This window comes from Roseibium sp. FZY0029 (assembly GCF_036350355.1).
Lineage (GTDB): Bacteria > Pseudomonadota > Alphaproteobacteria > Rhizobiales > Stappiaceae > Roseibium.
This window is the reverse complement of the sequence record NZ_JAZDVZ010000003.1, coordinates 524,325-539,521: the sequence shown is the minus strand read 5'-3', so window position 1 is coordinate 539,521 and position 15,197 is coordinate 524,325. Positions and strand designations below refer to the sequence as shown.

15 protein-coding genes are annotated in these 15,197 nt (G+C 59.3%); 5 read left to right on the top strand and 10 right to left on the bottom strand.

Annotation, left to right across the window (positions count from 1 at the left end; genetic code table 11):
* The first annotated feature begins 134 nt into the window (after positions 1–134).
* A complete protein-coding gene (locus V1T76_RS10840; RefSeq protein WP_330560670.1) occupies positions 135–2,633 on the top strand; it encodes an exopolysaccharide transport family protein in 2,499 nt (832 codons plus the stop codon).
* A 28-nt stretch (positions 2,634–2,661) separates the two neighbouring features.
* Here the strand turns inward: V1T76_RS10840 and V1T76_RS10835 are convergent, their stop codons facing one another.
* Complete coding sequence (locus tag V1T76_RS10835; RefSeq protein WP_330560669.1) at positions 2,662–3,759, bottom strand: GNAT family N-acetyltransferase; 1,098 nt, start codon at positions 3,757–3,759, stop codon at positions 2,662–2,664.
* Positions 3,760–4,036: 277 nt separating this feature from the next.
* On the opposite strand from V1T76_RS10835, the gene V1T76_RS10830 reads away from it, so the two are divergent.
* Entirely contained in the window at positions 4,037–5,131 is a 1,095-nt protein-coding gene (locus V1T76_RS10830; RefSeq protein ID WP_330560668.1) for a polysaccharide deacetylase family protein, read from the top strand.
* On the opposite strand, the gene V1T76_RS10825 is transcribed toward V1T76_RS10830, so the two are convergent.
* Positions 5,091–5,306 (bottom strand): DUF2842 domain-containing protein, encoded by a 216-nt coding sequence (locus tag V1T76_RS10825; protein WP_006931629.1) that lies wholly within the window; start codon positions 5,304–5,306, stop codon positions 5,091–5,093. The two genes, V1T76_RS10830 and V1T76_RS10825, sit on opposite strands and share 41 nt — an antisense overlap.
* A 150-nt stretch (positions 5,307–5,456) precedes the next feature.
* Here V1T76_RS10825 and V1T76_RS10820 point away from each other — a divergent pair, with 150 nt between their 5' ends.
* On the top strand, positions 5,457–6,551 hold the full coding sequence (locus V1T76_RS10820) for a COX15/CtaA family protein (protein ID WP_330560667.1): 1,095 nt from the start codon (positions 5,457–5,459) through the stop codon (positions 6,549–6,551).
* Positions 6,552–6,820: 269 nt separating this feature from the next.
* Here the strand turns inward: V1T76_RS10820 and V1T76_RS10815 are convergent, their stop codons facing one another.
* The 5 genes from V1T76_RS10815 to V1T76_RS10795 form a co-directional block, all read right to left on the bottom strand.
* Complete coding sequence (locus V1T76_RS10815) at positions 6,821–8,101, bottom strand: O-acetylhomoserine aminocarboxypropyltransferase (RefSeq protein WP_330560666.1); 1,281 nt, start codon at positions 8,099–8,101, stop codon at positions 6,821–6,823.
* A 158-nt stretch (positions 8,102–8,259) separates the two neighbouring features.
* The gene (locus tag V1T76_RS10810) at positions 8,260–8,385 is read right to left on the bottom strand and encodes a hypothetical protein (protein ID WP_330560665.1); all 126 of its coding nucleotides are present in this window, start codon (positions 8,383–8,385) and stop codon (positions 8,260–8,262) included.
* A 134-nt stretch (positions 8,386–8,519) separates the two neighbouring features.
* The gene (locus V1T76_RS10805) at positions 8,520–8,651 is read right to left on the bottom strand and encodes a hypothetical protein (RefSeq protein ID WP_330560664.1); all 132 of its coding nucleotides are present in this window, start codon (positions 8,649–8,651) and stop codon (positions 8,520–8,522) included.
* A 134-nt stretch (positions 8,652–8,785) separates the two neighbouring features.
* The gene (locus V1T76_RS10800; protein WP_330560663.1) at positions 8,786–8,971 is read right to left on the bottom strand and encodes a hypothetical protein; all 186 of its coding nucleotides are present in this window, start codon (positions 8,969–8,971) and stop codon (positions 8,786–8,788) included.
* A 105-nt stretch (positions 8,972–9,076) separates the two neighbouring features.
* A complete protein-coding gene (locus V1T76_RS10795; protein ID WP_330560662.1) occupies positions 9,077–9,607 on the bottom strand; it encodes a CoA-binding protein in 531 nt (176 codons plus the stop codon).
* Between the two features lie 182 nt (positions 9,608–9,789).
* On the opposite strand from V1T76_RS10795, the gene V1T76_RS10790 reads away from it, so the two are divergent.
* Positions 9,790–10,662 carry an AraC family transcriptional regulator gene (locus tag V1T76_RS10790; protein WP_330560661.1) on the top strand — a complete coding sequence of 291 codons (873 nt, stop codon included), beginning with the start codon at positions 9,790–9,792 and terminating at the stop codon, positions 10,660–10,662.
* A 53-nt stretch (positions 10,663–10,715) separates the two neighbouring features.
* Here the strand turns inward: V1T76_RS10790 and V1T76_RS10785 are convergent, their stop codons facing one another.
* Together V1T76_RS10785 and V1T76_RS10780 are read right to left on the bottom strand one after the other, a co-directional pair.
* Positions 10,716–11,150, bottom strand: a complete 435-nt coding sequence (locus V1T76_RS10785; protein ID WP_330560660.1) for a hypothetical protein — start codon at positions 11,148–11,150, stop codon at positions 10,716–10,718.
* 35 nt (positions 11,151–11,185) lie between these two features.
* Positions 11,186–12,007 (bottom strand): enoyl-CoA hydratase, encoded by an 822-nt coding sequence (locus V1T76_RS10780; RefSeq protein WP_330560659.1) that lies wholly within the window; start codon positions 12,005–12,007, stop codon positions 11,186–11,188.
* 96 nt (positions 12,008–12,103) lie between these two features.
* On the opposite strand from V1T76_RS10780, the gene V1T76_RS10775 reads away from it, so the two are divergent.
* Entirely contained in the window at positions 12,104–12,991 is an 888-nt protein-coding gene (locus tag V1T76_RS10775; protein ID WP_330560658.1) for a DUF1194 domain-containing protein, read from the top strand.
* Between the two features lie 54 nt (positions 12,992–13,045).
* Here V1T76_RS10775 and V1T76_RS10770 read toward each other — a convergent pair whose 3' ends face one another.
* Entirely contained in the window at positions 13,046–15,082 is a 2,037-nt protein-coding gene (locus tag V1T76_RS10770; RefSeq protein ID WP_330560657.1) for an ASKHA domain-containing protein, read from the bottom strand.
* Positions 15,083–15,197: the final 115 nt, after the last annotated feature.

Here is a 15,197-nt window from a genome sequence, read left to right as displayed (position 1 = left end):
CAAAAGACATGCTGGAGCCCCTGTCAAATTTGCGCATGCATTAATTAACATGGCTGCCTGGGAGACTGTACCGGGCTTAACCGAACGCTTACCATAATTCGACATAGTTTGCCGGTATTTTGGAGTCTCAAACGATGAATGCTGAACGGCAGACACATTCCGAAGACGATATGGCGCTGGATCTGGGTGGTCTGTTGCGAACGATCGCACGTTCCCTGGGGTGGCTGCTGCCGCTCACGCTTTTCGTCACCGTTGCCGTCTTTCTGGGGCTCCAGTTTGTTGCGCCCAAATACAAGGGCGAAGCGCGTCTCATTATTGAAAGCACGGACAATTTGCCCGGTGCCTCGCGCGGGCAGGAGGAGGAGCGGGCCCTGCTGGACAGCGAAGGTGTTGTCAGCCAGGTGCAGCTTCTCAAGTCCGCTGATCTGGCACGGCGCGTTGCAAGCAAGCTCAACCTTGCGGCAATACCCGAGTTCGATGCCAACGACGATGGCAGCCTGGTGAACCTTCTGTTGTCTCTGGTCGGGCTCGGCACGGAGACGGAAGGAAACAGCCAGGAGGAACGGGTCCTCAAGCATTATTACAAGAACCTGGAAATCTACCGGCTGGAAGGGTCCCGCGTCATCGCGGTCGACTACACGGCCGAAAGCCCGGTTCTGGCTGCCAAGGTGGCCAATACGATTGTCGATGAATATCTGTCAGTCCAGTCCAGCGCAAAACGTCAGACGACCGAGCAGGCCTCCGCCGCTCTGGAGCCTCAGATTGTCGAATTGCGCCGGGAGGTTCAGGCCGCCCGGCAGGCAGTTTCCGATTTCCGAGCCAGAGCCGATCTTCTGATTGGTGCCGACAACATCCCGCTCAACCAGCAGCAGCTTGCCGAAACGAGCACGGCTTACTCCGATGCCCAGTCCGCCAAGGCCGAAGCCCAGGCAAAGGCCGACCTCATTCGCGAACTGTTGAATTCGGGCGGCTCGCTTGAAACCGCCAGCGATGTTCTGAATTCCGCACTCATTCAGCGCCTGCGAGAGCGCCAGGTTGAAATTCAGTCGAACATCGCCGAACTCTCCATCACGCTGCTGCCCAACCATCCGCAACTGAAGGCCTTGCAGTCTCAGCTTGGCGACTATGACCGGCAACTCCGGTCGGAAGCGCGCAAGATCCTGCAGGGGCTTGAAAACGATGCCAAGGTGGCGGACCAGCGCGCAAGGGCGTTGGGGGAACGCCTCGACGAGTTGAAAACAGCCGCGGCAAAATCCAACGCCGATCAAGCGCGGCTGGCGGAACTGGAACGGGAAGCCAATGCCAAGGCGGCCCAGCTTGATCAGTTGCTTCTAAGTTATCAGGAAGCCGATTCCCGCCTGCGCGCACAGGTTCTGCCCGCCGACGCCAGGATCATCTCCCGGGCCAGCGTGCCGGTCGAACCGGCTTCTCCCAAGATTGTGGCCAGCACCATCATCGCCGCGCTTGTGACCTTTATTCTCGGGTGCGCCTTCGTGCTCATGCGTGAATTCCTGAACGGAAACGCGCTCTACCGGATGCAGGAGGGCGCCTCAACCGAGCAGCGTGTCGCGCCGCGCATGGAAGACCGGCCAGAGACCGTACCTGAGGAGTTCATGCGAGGTGAAAACCCTGGCTGGGGAGGCGGCTATGGTCAGACCGTCGCCAGTTACAGGATTGAACCCAGTGAATGGAGCAAATCCGATACGCTTCACGTAGCAGAACCGGACCTGCCTGAGAGCACAGAAAACACGGAAAGTATCGAAGGCATCCAGGAACCTGCCGAAGAACCGGTTTCTGAGCAAACGCCGGAGTCACAAACCGGGCCACACTCCGAGCCATCGGAAAAATCCGTGCGATCAAAAAGACGCGTCGGGCTTCTGTCCAGCAAGTTTCTCAAGCGCAAAACAAAGACCGGCGATGATCAGGAGGGCAATCCGGATCGGGTGGGTGACATGAGGGGGGCAAACGACCCTGATGGTGAGGCCCCGGGAGCGGACGTGACGCCAGTTGCTGCTGTCGCGGCAACCGGAACCGGCAGACGAAGCAAGCGGGAAGAGCCGCTGAAGACGACGCATGCGGACGATGTCGAAGCGGCAGGACGCGTCGTTGTTCTGAGTGTTGACGATGAAGCCCTGTCTCACGAACTCGCATTCGACCTGATCCGCAAGGCCGCCGGACGCGGCAAGTCCTCACTCATCATGGAAGTCTTCCCGGACCAGTCCAACCCGAAGGGGGCGGAAGGATTTTCGGATATCGTCGCCGGGTCTGCTCCATTCGCCAAGGTGGTCTACAGGGATGCAGGGTCGAAGGCGCATATCATCGAGGCGGGCAGGGTCGAAATCACCGACGAGATGGTGAATTCCGAGCGCTTCAAACTGGCCCTTGAAGCGATCAAGTCGACCTATGAAACGGTCGTCGTTGATCTCGGCGCGATTGATGGATCTCTGGCAAGCGCCCGCATGTTGAGCTTCGCCGACAGGGTGCTGATCGCAGCGTCCGCTCCCGATCACAGTCACGAGCTGCAAAGCGCGGCGAACCTTCTGGCGCATAACACCGGAGCCAGGGTGGAAGTTGTGATAGCAGGTGGCACCGGTCCCGGGCCCCGTCAAAACGGTGACGGCCACGCCGCCTGAAGATGAAACCCGCACCGGCAGGGGGGGATCAGCCACCCCGGCCGATGCCTGCTTTCCACTTTCTCAAACGACGGATCAGCGGCCAGAGGGTCGCTGAATTGCGCAGACGGGTCTTGGTTTGCAACCGCGCGGCCTCTACGCGCAGGCGTAACGTGCCCTTCCAGCTCATCGCGAGCAGACTGTCCTTCAACAGTACAGGCTCCGCCCAGCCGGTCTTGTAGCGTTCTTCGCCAAGGCCGAGGTCCAGTGTGTCGAACCTTGGGTTCACACAGGCCCGTTCGATGATTTCCTTAATCAGCACCAGACCGGGGCTGTTGGCCAGCATGTCGTCGTGGGCAACGCTGTTGCTGTACGCGTAAAGCGTCTTTCCATGCTCGGCGCACAGGTAAGTCGCACGGATGTGGCCTCCTGTTTCCAGGTACCAGAGATCGAGCGGAGCAGGAGCATTGGCCTGCCTGTCAAAGGTCGCCTGGAGCCCGAGTGCGCTGGAGAGAAACGCCCTGGCAGGAGCCTGCGAAAAGACATTGGGGATGCCCGCTACCCTCGCTCTGACGGCACGTTGTTCGAAAAAGGCGTCCAGGCCGCGTTGCCTTTCGGCAAGGTCGACGGCTTTGGCAACCCGGTAGTTTCCAGCGTCGCGCAGATGCCGCTCCTTCCGCAGAAGGTTCTTGCGTGCCGACTTGCTGTGTGTGGTGTTGAACAGTTTCCCGAAATCGGCGGGCAGGGCACAGGCAAAGACAGGGCTCGGACTTGGTGTTGCACCCTCCAGGACCAGCGGGTGGCTGCGGCCGTGCCAGTTGTCTGGAACGTTTTGCAGCTTCACGAGATCTGCCCCTGTCTGCCGGCAGACGGTAGATAGCATGTCCTTCATCTCTGCCGGGGTGACCTTGCCATAGAAATCGGCATTCCAGAGCCCGGTATTCTGATTGCCGTTCTGATGACCGAGGAATGTCAAGGTGGATGTGCCGGCGGAGGTTTCCAGTTGCAGAGGCAGAATGACCACGGGCTCGCCCTGACGCCTGGCAACGACGATGACCGGGGTGCAATTCAGGCTTCTGCCAATCGTTTCGAACCAGCAGCAGAGCCAGGAGGGGGACTGGTACGGATTACTGTGCGGCACACTCATTAGTTGTTGCCAGTCGGCGTGTGCTTCGCTAAGCCTCGTAAATATAGACAATCCCAGATCGGCGCTGACCATGGTGCTTACCTTACAACCGCGCGCATGGTGAACAGGCTGAAACGGCTTTTGAAAATTGGATAAACCATTTTGAACGAACATAAAGGACACACTGGACGCCGCGGTAGCAGATCAAGCTAAGTCTCGATAGATTTAGCAATAATTGTTAAAGAAACCGTGCCTAACTGGCACATTCTAGCAAGGTGGACATCTCGGCCACATGGGCATGCGGCAAAAAACGATTTCACGCGCATTCAGTGTTCTGAAGGGAACGGGGCTTGGCCGTATGCTGGCGCCGTTTACGCAGGGCTGCGGTGCGGTGTTTATGATGCACCACGTCCGACCGCCACGCCCTGATGGCTTTCAGCCGAACCGTCATCTGGAAATCACGCCCGAGTTTCTGAAACTTGCAGTCGAACGGATCCGCGCCAACGGCTACGAAATCATCTCCATGGACGAAGCCGTTGACCTGCTCAAGTCCGGTTACGGGCATCGCCGGTATGCGGTCTTGACCTTCGACGATGGCTACCGGGACAATCTGACTGTTGCCTATCCCGTCCTGAAGGATCTGGAAGCCCCATTCACGGTTTTCGTCACCTCCGGACTGATCGACCGCACGAGCGAGCTGTGGTGGCTCGCCCTGGAGCAGATCATCGCGGAAAATGAAGAAGTTGCCTTCACCGAAACTGACGGTGCTGCCGGTATCCCGTGCAGAAATCTGACGGAAAAGAACGCGTGTTTCGAGAAGATCGTCGACTATCTGACGCTGGAGGTCGGCGAGCAGGATCAACGCACGATCATTCGCGCGCTTGCCGAGAGATACGGTGTTGATCTGCAAGCGCTGGCGGACGAGCAGATGATGACCTGGGACGAGACGCGCCAACTGGCAGGCGATCCGCTGGTGACCATCGGTGCGCACAGCCACAATCATTTCGCCATGGCACGGCTGGACGCGGAGGCCGCCTTGAAAGACGTGACGAAAGGGTTGGAACGGCTCGAGGAAGAGCTGGGTCGCCGACCAAAGCATTTTGCCTATCCGTATGGAAAATCACACGCTGTCTCCCAGCGCGATGCGGATATTTTGCGGGAGATCGGTTTTGCTTCGTCTGTAACGACGCTCCCCGGAGTGCTGCAATCCATCAACGCCCGTGACCCGATGATGCTGCCGCGTGTCTCGCTCAACGGCCGTTTTCAGGACCCCACCGTCGTCGACCAGTATCTGACAGGCGCACCTTTCGCGCTCTACCGCGCTGCGCGGTGGGCTGCCAACGGTTTTGGTGTCAGGTCCGGTTTTTCCCGCCTCTTTCCATCCACCAGATAATCGCACCTGCCGGGATCACCCAGGCGAGGCCGGCAATGCCGAAGTAGATGAAGCGGACCGTGTTAGAGGACTGCTGCAGGGTCATGTCGCCGATCACCATAGCGATGAGAGCGTAGACCACCACGAAAACAACCAGCAGCACCATGCCGATAAACTTGCGAAACGAGGGAACCATTGTCAGGCGTTTCCGTATTGCGTGTGTGTGGAGCCGCGATGAGGGACCTTTTGCCGCAAAACGTCCCGGACCGCTTGCCGTCTTGCTTCTGCACCTATATCTCCGCAAGCCAAAGGTCAAACTCACGATAAACATTTCCGGAAGCGGGTCATGATTGCAGTTGCAGAAGGTGTGAAAAGCGAACAGATGCTTCCGGCCAGATTGCAAAAGGTGAGGCAGAACAGGGCTCTCATCCGATGGTGGCTCTATTGCGTGTGTGCGCTGATCCTGGCCATGGTCGTTGTCGGTGGAGCAACGCGGCTGACCGAATCCGGTCTGTCGATTACCGAGTGGAAGCCAATTCACGGTGTCATTCCCCCGCTTAGCGAAGCCGAGTGGGAAGAGGAGCTGGAAAAATACCGGCAAATTCCTGAATACCAGCTCATCAACAAGGGCATGAGCCTGGAGGAATTCAAATTCATCTTCTGGTGGGAATGGGCACATCGGCTGCTGGGCCGCTTCATCGGTGTCGCGTTCTTTGTGCCGATGGTGGCATTCTGGGCAACGGGGCGGATCGAGCCCTGGCTGAAACCAAGATTGCTTGTCGGTCTCGCCCTTGGCGGTCTGCAGGGGGTCGTCGGCTGGTGGATGGTGGCGTCCGGCCTGGTCGAGCGAGTGGATGTCAGCCAGTACCGGCTGGCAACCCATCTGACGCTCGCACTGTTCATTTTCGCCTATCTTTTCTGGATCGCACGGCGGCTGACACCGCTTCCAGAACCTGAGAGCGTAGAACAGGAGCGTCTCGCCGGGCTGGGGAAACTGGTCCTTTGCCTGGTCTTTGTCCAGATTTTCCTGGGCGGTCTCGTCGCAGGGTTGAATGCCGGTTTGACCTTCAACACCTGGCCGTTGATGGATGGCCAATTCATCCCGCGCGGCATGCTGGCCATTCAGCCGATCTGGTTGAACTTCTTCGAAAACGTTATGACGGTCCAGTTCCAGCATCGCATGACGGCCTACGTGCTGGTGTTCACCGGCGTTGCACTTGCCTGGGCGACGTTCCGGGTGAGCCGGCGCAAGGAATTGCGCAGGGCAGGCGCCCATGTCGGTGGGTTTGTGCTGCTTCAGGCACTCTTCGGCATTCTGACACTGCTTTGGCACGTGCCGCTGTCCATTGCCCTGGTGCATCAGGGCTTCGCGGTTATCGTTCTGGCGGCTGCAGTCGACTATGTGGCCGTGCTGAAAGGCCCATTTGCCATCCGCACCTAGGCTCCGGAAAAGGTACCTTCACGCGGCAACGGCTTAGGGTGAGGAAACGCCTAACCCACAAATAATGTTCCTCCATTTCCGTCCCATTTAAGCGAAGCTTGAGCCGGGATCGGGGAGGCACGGTGCCGAATGTTTTCGTGGAACCAGTCGAGTCGCAGTGGCCTCCCGATCCCGGATATTCGCTGCGCACATGGCCTTGAGGGCTGACAGAGAGAAGACTAAAAAAGCCCGGCCGGAGCCGGGCTTTTCATTTGTTCGGCCGTTACTTCTTATCCGGCGAGGGCCTGGTCGAGATCGGCGATGATGTCATCGACGTCTTCCAGCCCGACCGAGATACGCACCACATCCGGGCCGGCACCGGCAGCGGTTTTTTGTTCGTCCGAGAGCTGGCGGTGCGTGGTGGACGCGGGATGGATGATGAGGCTGCGCGTGTCGCCGATATTGGCGAGGTGCGAGAACAGCTCTACCTTGCTGACAAGTGCGACACCCGTGTCATACCCGCCTTCCACGCCGAAGGTGAAGACCGCGCCGGCACCCTTGGGCATGTACTTCTGCTGCAAGTCGTGGTGCTTGTCTTCCGGCAGGGCTGCGTAGGACACCCATTTCACCTTGTCATGGGCAGCAAGGTGAAGCGCGACTTTCTTGGCATTGTCCGAATGACGCTGCATGCGCAGGGGCAGGGTTTCGATACCCGTCAGGATCATGAAGGCGTTGAAGGGCGAAATTGCCGGTCCGAGATCGCGCAGGCCAAGCACACGGCAGGCGATGGCAAAGGCAAAGTTGCCGAAGGTCTCGTGAAGGACGATACCCTGGTACTCCGGCCGTGGCTGGGACAGCAGCGGATAGTTGCCGCTGGCAGACCAGTCGAAGCTGCCGCCGTCGACGATGATGCCGCCCATGGAGTTGCCGTGACCACCCATGAACTTGGTCAGTGAGTGCAGGACGATATCCGCACCGTGTTCGATCGGGCGGCACAGGTAAGGCGTTGCCATGGTGTTATCGACCACCAGCGGCACGCCCTTGGCCTTTGCGATTTTCGCAATTGCCTCGATGTCGACAACGATGCCGCCCGGATTGGCGAGGCTTTCGATGAAGATCGCGCGTGTGCGGTCGTCAATGGCAGCTTCAAAGGACGACATGTCGGCCGGGTCGGCCCACTTCACGCCCCAACCGAAGCTTTTGAAAGAATGATTGAGCTGGTTGATCGATCCGCCATAGAGCTTGTTGGCAGCTACGATGTTGTCGCCCGGCTGCATCAAGCTGTGGAAGCACAGGAGCTGCGCCGAATGACCGGAAGCCGTCGCAAGTGCGGCGGTGCCGCCTTCAAGTGCCGCAACGCGCTCTTCCAGAACAGCCGTCGTCGGGTTGGTGATCCGGGTGTAGATGTTTCCGAACGCCTGCAGACCGAACAGGGAAGCGGCATGATCGACATCATCGAAGACGAACGAAGTCGTCTGGTAAATCGGCGTCGCCCGTGCGCCTGTCGATGGATCCGGCGCTGCGCCAGCGTGAATCGCAAGAGTGGAAAAACCCGGAATATTTTCGCTCATAAAAGACCTCCCTGTTGGATTGGCGGCCAGTTTGACCGAAGCCGCTGGACAGGTCAAAGAACGATTTTGCGGTTTTGTGAGCTAAAGGAAATTAAGTTTGTCAAAGCTTTAGACTGAATTGGCCCGGGTCGACACCAGCCGCACCTGGGCGAAAGTCCCTAATGGTGGGAGCGAGTGTTGCGGTTCTCCAGCTTTACGCCGAAGTAGACACCGAACAGCAGAGCGGTCGCAAGAAGCGGCAGGCTCCAGGCCAGAAAGGTCATATCTCCGAGGACAGCAAACAAAGCGGCCTCCCTCGCGCTTCAAAATGCCTATCAGAGCAAGAAAGTTAACGATGTCTTATGGACGAAGCGCAAAGAAATTCTTCGGTATTCGGGGCAAATTGAGTGAAAGCTCTTATAAATAGAAACTAAAATTTTCAGATTTCGTCGGACGGAACACCATTGGTGCGTTTGGTATCGCGCGCTTTGTCCGCAGCCGTTTTCTGCAGATAAATCAGCACCGCGATACAGACGACGAAAGCGACAGTCGCCAGCCCGAATATCATCACCCATGCCCTCTTGAAGCTGCCCTCAAAGGCGGATACGCGCCGGAAAGCAGACCAAAACCTCACCCCGATCGGGCGACCATAGCAGAAACATGCAGGGCTTTGCAGCAAGAGTGCATGCATTGCCCCCCCCCGGCTTAACCGCCACTTTGTTCCCGCTCGCCGGAGCGGGCTTGTTCGCGTGTCCAGGTTTCGTCGCGATGGGCGAAGGGCGAGCCGTGTTCGGCTCTGTGCACGAAGGCAAACAGCAGCAGGGCGACCAGACCCGCCATGGCCATGAGGACCCATTCGAATGCTGTGAACAAGGTAGGATCCTGGGTCATGCTGCCTCACGCTGCTGATGCCATCCGATCGATTATCCGGGATGCCCGGATCTCGATCAACGAGCTACCGGGCGAGCATTGTGCGAAGCTGATGCGCCGGGGAAATCAGCTTTCCTTTTTGCCGGAAAGACCTCGATGCTGGAACCCGGACTTCAGGGCAGGGCGCTTTGAGGAAAGGGTTCTGGAATTCACGCCTGCCCAGCCGATTTCACCGGACAACCGTCCGTATTCAATCTTCGGACAGCGGTCCATCACCATCTTGATGCCGGCAGCTTCCGCCCGGGTCGCGGCTTCGTCATGGCGGACGGTCAGCTGCATCCAGATGACCTTGGGCAGCTTTCCGCTGGCAATCACTTCGTCAACGATTGTACCGGCAGCTTCGGAATTGCGAAAGATATCGATCATGTCCGGCACCGCAGGCAGTTCGTCCAGCGACGCATAGACCTTCTGTCCCAGGATCTCCTTGCCAGCCTGACCCGGATTGATGGGCCACACTTCGTATCCCTTGGACAAGAGATACTTCAGCACAAAATAGGACGGCCGGACGTTGTTGGCACTCGCACCGACCATGGCGACAGTTTTCACTTCGTCGAGAATGCCCTTGATATAGGCGTCCGCATAAGTGTCGTGATTCATCGAATGGAGATCCTTAGATTTGCCGGGCTATCCAATGCGAAATGCCGCCGGGCCGCAAGGGGCCATCTGCCGCATTCCGGTCTTCCTCGAAGAATTGTGAAATTGCGCAGAGACGGTCAGGCGTGATGCGCCGGTCACCGGTAAACCGGAGACGTCAGACAGGCAAAGGCAAGGTGCGCTGCATGGGTGAGTTGAAAAGGCGGTTCCGGAAGGTCCTGGAGACAATCGACCAGACACTGGACGGTCCGCTTGACGTTTCTGCGCTTGCGGATGTTGCGGCCTATTCGAAGTTTCACTTTCAGCGCCAGTTCTCGGCCTTCTTCGGCCTGGCAGTTGCCGACTACCGGCGGCTCCTGAGGCTCAAACGTGCCGGACAGCAGCTCGCGTTCAGAGCCGAGCTGCCGGTCACCGAGATCGCCTTCGACGCGGGCTACGAAAATCTGGAAAGCTTCTCGCGTGCGTTCAAACGCGTTTTCGGGCAGAGCCCAACGACTTTCCGGTCAACGCCCGACTGGTCTGTCTGGCTTGAAACCTACGACCCCTTACTGGATTTGAAAGGTCAGTTCATGTCAGATCAGCACCTTGATGTCACGGCCGTCCGGATCGTCGATTTTCCTGAAACACCCGTCGCTGTCCTTGAGCATTGCGGCCCGCCGCAAGAGGTGCCCGCATCTGTCAGACGCTTCATCGCCTGGCGAAAAGCATACGCAAGCCCACCGTCCAGAAGCGCGACCTTCAATATTCTCTATGACGATCCCAAGACGGCACTGCCCGAAGACTACCGGTTCGCCGTTTGCTGTGCAGTGACGGGGCCGGTCAAAGAAAATGCCGAGGGTGTCGTATCCGCATCGATACCGGCTGGGCGCTGCGCCGTTATCCGGCATGCCGGCCCACTCGACTTTGCCGAAGAAATGATCCGTGCTCTTTATCGAGACTGGCTGCCGCAATCAGGGGAAGATCTGCGGGACTTTCCGCTGTTCGTCCAACGCCTCAGCTTCTTTCCCGATGTTCCGGAGCACGAAGCGCAATCCGATATTTTCCTGCCGTTGAAGTAAGCTGGAAGCTCGCCAGAAACGCGCTGACAACTCGGTGTGCTTACGGCGGAGCCTCAGGCCAGCTTTGCCGCCTGTTCCTTCCTGAGTTCCTTGCGGATCATCAGCTTCAACCCGGACCAGATTTCGTCGACCGCACACACCTTGACGTCCACAAGGCCCATCGGCAGGCAGAGTTCGCGAATGGTATCCTCGGTGATATTCGTTGGAACCTTGCTGGCCTTTTTCGGCCAGGACACCCAGATCATGCCGTTCGGGGCCAGCAAGTCCCGAAGGGCTGCCAGATGGCCGCCGAGATCCGCCCGCTCGGTGACAAACACATGTGCGCAATCAATAGCAGGCTCCGGCGCGGGGATTGGCACCGTGCCGGGGTCCTGCTCTTTCAAAAGGTCGGCAATGCTGTCCGGCATCTGGTGACGCCAGCAAATCATCCCGGGTTTCAGTCCGAGTTTTGCGGAAAGAGGGCGTCCGGAGTAGCCGGCTTCAGGCATGGCCTATCCCTGGTGGTTCGAATCGGCAGGCCGGATCAGCTGTCTGTCCATTCGGGTTTGCGTTTTTGCAGGAAGGCGTTGATGCCTTCTTCCGCATCCCGGGCCATCATGTTCGCCACCATGGTTTGTGCTGCAAAATCATAGGCATTCGACAGTGGCATTTCCAACTGACGATAGAAGGCTTCCTTGCCGATCTTCAGCGTCTTGGAGGACTTGGAAGCAATCGATTCCGCGTATTTCTGGACGACCTGTTCCAGGTAGTCGCGCGGGACGATGCGGTTGATCAGGCCGAAATCCTTGGCCGTGGACGCATCGATGCTTTCGCCGGTCAAAAGCATTTCCATGGCCTGTTTCGGCGCGACATTGCGCGACAGCGCGACCATGGGCGTTGAGCAGAAGAGGCCGATATTGACACCAGGGGTGCAGAAGGTGGCCGTGTCGGTGGCAATGGCTAGGTCGCAGGAGGCAACAAGCTGGCAACCGGCTGCGGTCGCAACACCCGTCACCACGGCAATCACCGGCTTGGGCAGGCGTACGATCTGCTGCATCAGGTCTGAACACTGGCGCATGATCCGCTCATAGGTGGCCTTGCCGCCGTCGGCTTCCGCGCGGGCTGCGGTCAGTTCCTTCAGGTCGTGGCCTGCGCAGAATACCTTGCCCTCCGCGCCAAGCAGGACAACACGCACGGCAGGGTCTTCCCCGGCTTTGCGCAACTCACCGGCAAGAGCGGTCATCATCTCGCTCGACAGTGCATTCATCCGCTCCGGCCGCTGCATCACGATCCGGTAGACGCCTTCATGAAGAAGCGTTGCAAGCATCGGTTTCTGGATCTCGTCATTTGCGGCGGTTTCAGACATGGAACGCTCCTCCAGGGTTGGCTTTGCTGTTGTTATAGCCGAGGCGGGCGGGGCGGCGAAAGTGTCCCTTCGGCTGGTGACGGCGTCCGATCACAGATGGTTTATCTGACGAAGCGTCAAGTTGCTGGCGGTTCCTCTCGTTTCGGCTATCCTTTCGGCATGTGGAGGCTCCCCCAGGTCCGCTCGCTTGCTGGCGCAGCCGCTTTGCTGCTGGCGTCTTTCGGCCCCGCGCTCGCGCAGGAACAGGTCGACGTCGCTCTGGTTCTGGCGGTCGACGTGTCGCGCTCCATGTCTCCGGAAGAACTCCAGATCCAGCGGCGCGGCTATGCCGCCGCCATCGCCAGCCCGGAGGTCGTTCGGGCAATCGGCTATGGTGCCCACGGTCGGATCGCTCTCATGATGTTCGAATGGGCCAACGAAAGCCACGCACGAGAGATCGTCGGATGGTCGGTGATCGAGAATGGGCAGGACGCTGAGGCGTTTGCCGAAAAGGTTCTGGCCGATAGCACCTACGGGCAGCGCCGAACCTCTATTTCCGGCGCAATCCGGCATGCTTCGGCCTTGCTTGCCGACGCCCCCTTCAAGGCGGACCGGCGGGTGATCGATATTTCCGGGGATGGTCCCAATAACCAGGGCTCGCCTGTGGTGCAGGCCCGCGATGATGCGGTGGAGGCCGGGTTGGTGATCAACGGATTGCCGCTGATGACCACCGGTGGCATGGGCTTCCAGTTCAATATTCCGGATCTCGACGTCTACTATCAACGCTGTGTCATCGGCGGGCCCGCCAGCTTCGTCATTCCGGTGAACGACTGGGAACAGTTTCCTGAAGCTGTCCGTCGCAAGCTCATCCTGGAGATCGGCGGGGTGAAGCCGCCCGAACCGACAGTCATTCCGGCGCAATTCACTGTCGAGGAACCTTACGATTGCCTCGTGGGCGAAAAGATCTGGCGGCGCATGCGAGAGCAGTACTTCTGGGATCAGTAGTGGCAGAGCCGGTCTGCCGCCTTTTCTTGCCTGCCGGCTCTTGCGTTTAGGTCCTCAGCCCCGGCGCCGCCTCCGCCTGCGTTCTCCCCCGGCTGCATCCGAACCGGCGTCGGCCTCCTTGCGCTCCGGCAATTCGACGGCCGCCCGGAGGTAGGGGAAGGGATCGACCTTGTTGGGCAGGGCCATGGCATTGACGAAATGCTCCTGGAACTTCGGCTCCAGCGCCGTCTCGATCTTCTCGATATCCCGCACCGTCTGTTCAATCTCGCGTCTGTAGCCCCGGTTGAGAAGCGCCATGCGCGCGCCCGTGCCGGCGGCATTGCCGACGCCGGAGACGCCCTCCAGCGGGCAATCGGGAATGAGCCCCAGGATCATGGCGTACTTGGGGTCGATATAGCTGCCGAAGGCACCGGCCAGGCGAATGCGGTCCAGATCATAGGTGCCAAGTTTGTCCTGCAGCAGTTTGACACCGGCATAAAGCGCGCCCTTGGCCAACTGGATCGCACGAATGTCGGTCTGCAGGATCGAGATTTCGACGCCATCGCTGGCAATCAGATAGGAGAAGGTCCGGCCGGTGGATTGAACGCGCGACGTTCGCTCCGCCATCGCGCCATTGATCACGCCATCTTCGGTGATCAGCCCGGCCAGATACATCTCGGCAACTGCCTCGATAATACCAGAGCCGCAGATGCCGGTGACGCCAACACTGTCGATCTTCTCGGCAAAGCCTTCTTCGTCGGACCATTCGTCGACGCCGATCACCTTGAAGCGCGGCTCGAGCGTTTCCTTGTCGATGCGAATGCGTTCGATGGCACCGGGTGCAGCGCGCTGGCCGGAGGAGATCTCAGCGCCTTCGAATGCGGGGCCGGTGGGGGAGGAGGCCGCCAGCAGGCGGTCCTTGTTGCCCAGCACGATTTCCGCATTGGTGCCGACATCCACAAGCAGGGTTATCTCGTCAAGCTTGTAGGGGCTTTCCGCAAGCGTTGCAGCCGCCGCGTCGGCGCCGACATGTCCGGCGATGCAGGGTAACATGTAGACACGGGCTCCCGGGTTCAGCTCCAGGCCCAGATCGCGCGCGTTCAGCACCATGGCATCGGAGGCCGCCAGCGCGAAGGGAGCGCCGCCAAGCTCCACAGGATCGATGCCGAGGAACAGATGATGCATCACCGGGTTGCCGACAAAGGTCGCGTCGAGCACATCGGAGCGTTCCGCACCGACATCGCCGACCAGCTTGCCGATCAGCGCGTTGATGGCATCGCGCACGGCCTTCGTCAGATCCGGCAGTTTCGACGGGTTCATTTGCACATAGGACACCCGCGACATCAAGTCTTCGCCGAAGCGGATCTGTGGGTTGGATGTGCCGGCGGAGGAAACCGTGCGGCCGTTTTGCAGGTTGCACAGATGGGCCGCGATGGTGGTGGAACCGATATCGACCGCAAGACCGTAGACCGCGGGTTTTTCTTCAGGCCAGAGCGCCACCAGCGTCGGCAGGACGCCCCTGTCCTCGTGGATGGCGGCAGTAACCTGCCAGTTGCCCTTGCGCAGCGTCGTCTGCACGCTCGGCAGCAGGACCGGGTCGATTGTGAGATCGGCAATTCCGGTCTTGGCAATCAGGGCTTCGCGCAGCCGGTCAATGTCGCCGCGCGGCGTTTCCATATCAGGTTCGGCAATCGCAACGGACACCAGAGAGATCGCGCTATCGGCTTCGATGTTGCGAGCCTCGGCGCGTTTGCGTACGACCTGTCGGTTGGTCTGAGCGTCCGTCGGAACATCGACCACAAGATCGCCCAGGATCTTTGCCTGGCAGGAAAGCCGCCTGTCCCCAGGCAGTTTGCGCAAGGTCGCATAACGGGTTTCCGCTTCGGTGGCGCCTTCCAGGTTCTCTGCTGCGCTGGTCAGGTTTTCCTTCGCGAAAGTGCCCTCGGAAATCGTGATCTGGCACCGGCCGCAGATGCCGCGTCCGCCACAGACCGATTCCACATAGACCCCGAGGGAACGGGCTGCATCCAGCAGGGGCGTGCCGACGGGAAAGGTTCCCCGGCGCCCGCTTGGCTGGAAAACGACTTTGGCGTGTTTGACTGTTTCGGTCATGGTTGCGGTTCTTGCGCTATCAGTTTTGTAAACTCTGCGGGGATATTCCCCGACCCGTAACCTCTCCCGTTAAAGGGAGGAGGATTTGGGCTGTACCTGCCGTGACGAAGTCATC

What these genes read in the sequence shown, in the direction of transcription:
- V1T76_RS10785 (WP_330560660.1), bottom strand. Translation starts at nt 11,150, where the DNA reads ATGCCTGAAGCCGGCTACTCCGGACGCCCTCTTTCCGCAAAACTCGGA.
- V1T76_RS10790 (WP_330560661.1), top strand. Translation starts at nt 9,790, where the DNA reads ATGGGTGAGTTGAAAAGGCGGTTCCGGAAGGTCCTGGAGACAATCGAC.
- V1T76_RS10775 (WP_330560658.1), top strand. Translation starts at nt 12,104, where the DNA reads ATGGTTTATCTGACGAAGCGTCAAGTTGCTGGCGGTTCCTCTCGTTTC.
- V1T76_RS10825 (WP_006931629.1), bottom strand. Translation starts at nt 5,306, where the DNA reads ATGGTTCCCTCGTTTCGCAAGTTTATCGGCATGGTGCTGCTGGTTGTT.
- V1T76_RS10795 (WP_330560662.1), bottom strand. Translation starts at nt 9,607, where the DNA reads ATGAATCACGACACTTATGCGGACGCCTATATCAAGGGCATTCTCGAC.
- V1T76_RS10840 (WP_330560670.1), top strand. Translation starts at nt 135, where the DNA reads ATGAATGCTGAACGGCAGACACATTCCGAAGACGATATGGCGCTGGAT.
- V1T76_RS10815 (WP_330560666.1), bottom strand. Translation starts at nt 8,101, where the DNA reads ATGAGCGAAAATATTCCGGGTTTTTCCACTCTTGCGATTCACGCTGGC.
- V1T76_RS10835 (WP_330560669.1), bottom strand. Translation starts at nt 3,759, where the DNA reads ATGAGTGTGCCGCACAGTAATCCGTACCAGTCCCCCTCCTGGCTCTGC.
- V1T76_RS10800 (WP_330560663.1), bottom strand. Translation starts at nt 8,971, where the DNA reads ATGACCCAGGATCCTACCTTGTTCACAGCATTCGAATGGGTCCTCATG.
- V1T76_RS10820 (WP_330560667.1), top strand. Translation starts at nt 5,457, where the DNA reads ATGATTGCAGTTGCAGAAGGTGTGAAAAGCGAACAGATGCTTCCGGCC.
- V1T76_RS10780 (WP_330560659.1), bottom strand. Translation starts at nt 12,007, where the DNA reads ATGTCTGAAACCGCCGCAAATGACGAGATCCAGAAACCGATGCTTGCA.
- V1T76_RS10770 (WP_330560657.1), bottom strand. Translation starts at nt 15,082, where the DNA reads ATGACCGAAACAGTCAAACACGCCAAAGTCGTTTTCCAGCCAAGCGGG.
- V1T76_RS10830 (WP_330560668.1), top strand. Translation starts at nt 4,037, where the DNA reads ATGCGGCAAAAAACGATTTCACGCGCATTCAGTGTTCTGAAGGGAACG.